This window comes from Legionella brunensis, assembly GCF_001467025.1.
GTDB classification, from domain to species: Bacteria; Pseudomonadota; Gammaproteobacteria; order Legionellales; family Legionellaceae; genus Tatlockia; species Tatlockia brunensis.
This window is the reverse complement of record NZ_LNXV01000037.1, coordinates 49,053-52,721: the sequence shown is the minus strand read 5'-3', so window position 1 is coordinate 52,721 and position 3,669 is coordinate 49,053. Positions and strand designations below refer to the sequence as shown.

The window sequence follows — 3,669 nt, the reverse complement described above, 5'->3', positions numbered from 1 at the left end:
CATCAATTTTGCCGCATTGGATTTATCCCCTATCCAGCAAGAACTGATTGCGCGCATGGCTTTGCCAAATAATGGTTCTATTAACAATGCCAATCAATCCCATATTGAACGCTTAAAGCAACAGGGGCGCGCTCATGACTAGAGCTATTCTGATGGTATTTTTGCTTCTTAATGGGGTGGTATTTGCCAATAAGCCCGTGGGATTTCTTTGGTACACAAAAGAAAAAGATGACAAAAGCGTGGAGAAGAAAAAGCCTGCCGGTATTGACTTTAAGAGCCTAAGTTATACTGAACGCGATGCTGTTTTGCGTTTCTACACCATGGAAGCGCTTCATAAAGCACGGTATACCAAAAAAGTAGAGGATATGCGCGTATTTTTAAGCCTTCAGGACTACTGGCTTAAAGAGTCCTCACGGTTTAAGTCATTGTTCCAGCAAACGATGTTGGCGCATCCTGAATATGACTATGCGGTGACTCATCCAACCTCTAATCTGGGTGCCAAAATCACCGATGAAGTGCGCGAGTCCCAAACAGGAGATGTCATAAACAGTTTGTCCAAATCTCATGGGCTGTTGTTTTTCTATCGTGGGAAAAGCCCTTATGACTTAAAACAAATCCCTATTATTGTGGATTTTTGCAAGCGATTTCGTATTCAACTGATGCCAGTTAGTGTGGATGGTGCAATATCTCCCGAACTGCTGAATTCTCGAATGGATCAAGGGCAAGCCAATCGATTGGGTGTTCGTTATTTTCCAGCACTGTTGTTGGTTAACCCTGCAAGCCAACGTGTTTCACCTGTGGCTTATGGCTTAACTACACAGGATGTCTTGATGGAACGTATAAAACAAGTATACAGCCAATTTAAAGGAGAGGAATAATGTTTGCCCGTGTATTGTTGAGTGTGATGTTAGCTTTTATTGGCTTGGGTGCTAAGGCCGAAGGGTCACAATGGTTAACTAACCTGATAGCGGAACAAGAAGGCGTAGTAACGCATCAACGCGAGGCGCCACTCAATACAAAAGGAAAGAGATTTTTTAGTACTCATGGATTGATTTTGTTTTATGGCAGCCAATGCCCCCATTGCAAGCAGTTTGCGCCGATTTTGAAACATTGGGTGACTCGCAACAAAGCAGAGCTGATGCCTCTGTCGTTGGATAATCAACCGTTACCGGAATTTCCCCAATTTTTACCAGCAACTACGGAATGGATTAATGCTGCATTTGGAGGCAATGCCATTAATTACCCAGCACTTTTTGTGGTTAACCCTAACACAAAAGCGCTGTATCCCGTTGGGTTTGGTTCAATGACGGAAGCTGAGCTAAATGGTCGCATGGAAGTGCTGATTCCGAAAATCAAAATGTATGAGAGCGAAGGGAAAATAGAATGAAAAAATCAGTTCTCACTCTTAGTCTGATTGGTTGTTTCTCTACTGTTCAAGCGAACGTTAGTCAAGATTTGGATGGTTTTTTTAATGGAATGGGTTATGCCTCAAATGTGACCTCACCCGCTGCCTTTGAATCTCAAGCAGCAGGATTTTTTGGTGGTGGTTCACTTTATGCTCGTAACCAGGTGCGCCAGTATCAGTTAGTGCAATTGGATTTACCAAGTTACCGTGCTGGATGCGGAGGCATTGATTTATTTACAGGTAGTATGAGTTTTTTAAGTGAGCAAAAATTGGTTGATTTAGGAAAATCTGTGATGACCAATGCTGGTGCCTATGCGGTTGATGTGATGTTGGCATCTACCGTACCTGAACTTAAACAGGTTAGGGATTATTTACAGCAACTTGAGCAAATGGCAAATCATGCCAGCATTAATTCTTGTCAGCTCTCGCAAAACATGGTTGGCGGCATTTGGCCAAAAACCGCAGAAAGTCAACAAAAAATTTGCAAAGATCAAGCGGCTATGGGTAAGGAAGGGCTATTCAGTGATTATGTCAAAGCACGGATGGCCTGTTCTGGTAATGGTTTTGATAATGTCATGAATAAAGCCTCTCAAGATCCAGCCCGTAAAAAACAAGTGGTTTTAAATAAGAATCTTGTATGGTCACTATTACAAGCCAAATCATTTTTAAATAGTGACAGGGAGTTGGCTGAAATGGTGATGAGTTTAACGGGAACACTGATTATTGATAAAGAAGGTAAAGTGACCAACGTACCCTCGCTTGCGGGAAATGCTGATTTAGTGAATGCGCTAATTGGCACCGGAGTTGGTGCTAAAACTGCAAAAATATGGCGTTGTAAGGATGCGGGCAGCAATAGCCAATGCATGCAGGTTAGTTTGCAGGATATTACCATCCCAGAAGCGTCTACGCTGACCTACAAAGTACGGGAGATCATTCGCACCATTAATACCAAATTAATTAATGACGAAAAGCCAGGCAATCGAGAGCTTAATTTTTTAAGTATGACATCTTTGCCTGTCATGAAGTTTTTGTCGGTATTAAACAGTATGCACTACGGCAGTAGCGCGGTAGATATTGAAGAGTATTCGATGTTGATAGCTCAGGACTTGTTAACCAATTATTTAACCGAATTACTGACTGAAGTCAGTGTAGCAACAGCAGGTTCTGAATTAAATACCGATTTGGTCAAAGAAATTCAAAAACGAATTAATGAGGCAACCACGCGCGTAGCTTCTATTGATCCCAAGGTAGGTCGAAAACTGCAAGAAAAGCTCAACCTGATTGAGCGTATGGCACAAATTGAAAAGCAGGTGGCCTCTCAAATGAACAGCACAGCGGGTTAAGGAGAGTAACTGATGATAACGATTCATGTTTTAGCTGGTGGTGAATTATTCCAACACGTGCTGAATGCCATTAGTGCTTTTATGAAACAGGATAGTTTTCTTGGGCTTTTACGAATTACAGCATTAATTGGAATCGTTATGGCCACCATCGGTTTTCTCAAAACTCGCGATCCGATGGCTTTTGCTCGATGGTTTTTAGGTTATGTGCTGTTTGTGAATTTGGTGCTATTACCTAAAACCTCCGTGCTGATTGATGACATTTCTTCGCAAACGCCGAAACTTGTAGATAATGTACCTGTTGTATTTGCGTTAAGCGCCAGTTTAGTCACAACCATTGGCTATGGTTTGGCTCAATCCTACGATGCATTACTTACCATGCCCGATGATTTGCAATACACCAAGACAGGAGCTCTTTTTGGTTCGCGTCTGGTTTCTGCGTCAACGTCATTTCGAATTAAAGATCCGGTGCTTAAGGAAGAAATGAATGAGTATTTCCGCGTTTGCGTCGTAGGGGACATTCGATTAAATAGAAAGTATAGTGTAGGTGATTTAGCCCATTCCACGGACATCTGGAATCTCATCACAACGCGTGCCTCACCACTTCGCATGATTTCGGTGAGTGGCAAATTAGTGACTTGCCAGGAGGCTTCAAAACCTGATGGACAATACAGTCTTCGAAAAAAATTAGATGTTGAGATTAAAAAGGCCTATACGTTTTTTGGAGTGAATTTGTTTGGAAAGCCTAAGAATACCACTTATGAAGCATTGTTCAGTACCCATCTAAAATCAGCCTTTGATTATTATCAGGGATTAACGGACTCATCCAGTAATATCTTTTTGCAAAGCATGATGATTAATGCCATGGGTGATGGCGTGGCGCATTATCAGGCGTTTACGGATGCAACCGCAGGAATAGTGAAC

General features: G+C 42.1%; 4 protein-coding genes. All 4 read left to right on the top strand.

Annotation, left to right across the window (positions count from 1 at the left end; genetic code table 11):
* The first annotated feature begins 134 nt into the window (after window positions 1–134).
* Window positions 135–878, top strand: a complete 744-nt coding sequence (gene traF / locus Lbru_RS16540) for a type-F conjugative transfer system pilin assembly protein TraF (RefSeq protein ID WP_058443225.1) — start codon at window positions 135–137, stop codon at window positions 876–878.
* Window positions 878–1,387, top strand: a complete 510-nt coding sequence (trbB, locus tag Lbru_RS16535) for a type-F conjugative transfer system pilin assembly thiol-disulfide isomerase TrbB (RefSeq protein ID WP_058443224.1) — start codon at window positions 878–880, stop codon at window positions 1,385–1,387. The genes traF and trbB overlap by 1 nt, the downstream gene beginning before the upstream one ends.
* Window positions 1,384–2,748 (top strand): conjugal transfer protein TraH, encoded by a 1,365-nt coding sequence (locus Lbru_RS16530; protein WP_058443223.1) that lies wholly within the window; start codon window positions 1,384–1,386, stop codon window positions 2,746–2,748. The genes trbB and Lbru_RS16530 overlap by 4 nt, the downstream gene beginning before the upstream one ends.
* A gap of 12 nt (window positions 2,749–2,760) precedes the next feature.
* Window positions 2,761–3,669 (top strand): conjugal transfer protein TraG N-terminal domain-containing protein (locus Lbru_RS16525; protein ID WP_193786936.1); only part of this gene is annotated, 909 nt, incomplete at its 3' end.

What these genes read in the sequence shown, in the direction of transcription:
- traF (WP_058443225.1), top strand. Translation starts at nt 135, where the DNA reads ATGACTAGAGCTATTCTGATGGTATTTTTGCTTCTTAATGGGGTGGTA.
- trbB (WP_058443224.1), top strand. Translation starts at nt 878, where the DNA reads ATGTTTGCCCGTGTATTGTTGAGTGTGATGTTAGCTTTTATTGGCTTG.
- Lbru_RS16530 (WP_058443223.1), top strand. Translation starts at nt 1,384, where the DNA reads ATGAAAAAATCAGTTCTCACTCTTAGTCTGATTGGTTGTTTCTCTACT.